This window comes from Microcoleus sp. B3-D2 (assembly GCF_036705345.1).
GTDB lineage: Bacteria > Cyanobacteriota > Cyanobacteriia > Cyanobacteriales > Microcoleaceae > Microcoleus.
In genome coordinates, this window is record NZ_JAUBUG010000180.1 from 1 (window position 1) to 849 (window position 849).

Annotated in this window: 2 protein-coding genes; both read right to left on the minus strand. The window is 47.7% G+C overall.

All coding sequences use genetic code 11. The annotated features are described in order from the left end of the window. Positions 1-40: 40 nt before the first annotated feature. Positions 41-592, minus strand: a complete 552-nt coding sequence (locus QUB14_RS28530; RefSeq protein ID WP_333221595.1) for a hypothetical protein — start codon at positions 590-592, stop codon at positions 41-43. Beyond that, on the minus strand, positions 589-849 hold a 261-nt coding region (locus tag QUB14_RS28535), incomplete at its 5' end, for a tetratricopeptide repeat protein (RefSeq protein ID WP_333297471.1). The genes QUB14_RS28530 and QUB14_RS28535, both read right to left, overlap by 4 nt.

Genomic DNA, 849 nt, shown 5'->3' on the forward strand with positions numbered 1-849 from the left:
CATCGTTTTTTTTACGGTTTTACTAGCTTTTTCATTTTAGCTATTTTTTCAGGGATTTGCAAAACTGAGATGCACCCAGAGATTTGAGGTCAACGGAGCGAAAGGTAATTTCACCAGTCGGCTTAATTACCCAAATATAAAGGGCTTGATTCCAAATAGTTGAATACTCGACGAGGGTAGCGTTTTGCTCTTTAGCGATTTGTTGAATTTGCTGGATATTGGGGGGGTTGATAGTAGTTGGGACAGAGGCAGATGGGGCAAGGCGAGAGGCCAATAACTCCACAAAAGCTCTGGCTCTACCCCGTTCGGCAATTTCTAAAGCGTCATTAGTTTTTTTCTGGGCAATGAGGACTTGTTGTAAAGTGACGTAGGAGCTAATTTGGGTTTCAAATATTGACACTTTATTGGCATCGTCTAATCCAGCACGGAGAGATTCCAAAACTTTAATACTATCAAGTAGGGTTTTCTCTGCTGCTGGGAGATTGCCAGAGCTGGCGAGAGCCAATCCTAGATTGTTGAGAGCTTTCCCCTCGCTTTGGCGGTCTTTAATTGACCGTGCGATCGCTAACAACTGCTGAGTGTACTCGATCACTTTGGCGTAGCGCCGAGCAAAAGGTAAGCATTTCCCAGACTTCCCAGAGCCCACCCTTCACCTTGGGGGTCTTTAATTTCTCGCGCGATCGCCAACTGCTGCTGAGCGTACTCGATGGCTTTGGCGTAGTCGCCGAAGTTACGGTAAGCAATTCCCAGATTTCCCAGAGCCGCCCCCTGGCCTTGGGGGTCTTTAATTTCTCGCGCGATCGCCAACTGCTGCTGAGCGTACTCGATGGCTTTGGCGTAGTCGCCGAA